Source organism: Psychrobacter sp. TB20-MNA-CIBAN-0197, assembly GCF_040309765.1.
Lineage (GTDB): Bacteria > Pseudomonadota > Gammaproteobacteria > Pseudomonadales > Moraxellaceae > Psychrobacter > Psychrobacter submarinus.
This window is the reverse complement of record NZ_JBEOPC010000241.1, coordinates 1-335: the sequence shown is the minus strand read 5'-3', so window position 1 is coordinate 335 and position 335 is coordinate 1. Positions and strand designations below refer to the sequence as shown.

The following is a 335-nucleotide window of genomic DNA, read 5'->3' as shown; positions in this document are numbered from 1 at the left end:
CGCCAATCGTTATCTAAATCAAATACAGCTTCAAAACCAACAGAGTCAACCTTTGGATTCATACCATCGCGAATATCGCCGCTACTGATTTGGTTTTCACCATTTAAACGTACTGTTTTAGTAAATAACGCTGAGTGAGGTGTGTCTGATTGCGCATCAAAGCCAGCAATAGAGTCACCATTTGAGTACATTGGCATAGGAAGGTAGCCAACACTCTTATCGTCTAAGTGTTTGTAATAAAGGCGAACGTAACCGTTGTCGAAATCTTTAGTAAGATTAGCTTTTATTTGGCCACCTTTATTAGACGTGTAACCTGTTTCGCGCGGGCCTTCGCC

Annotated in this window: 1 protein-coding gene; it reads right to left on the bottom strand. The window is 41.8% G+C overall.

The genetic code is table 11. The annotated features are described in order from the left end of the window. On the bottom strand, positions 1 to 335 hold a 335-nt coding region (locus AAEY83_RS13490; RefSeq protein WP_351059564.1), incomplete at both ends, for a hypothetical protein.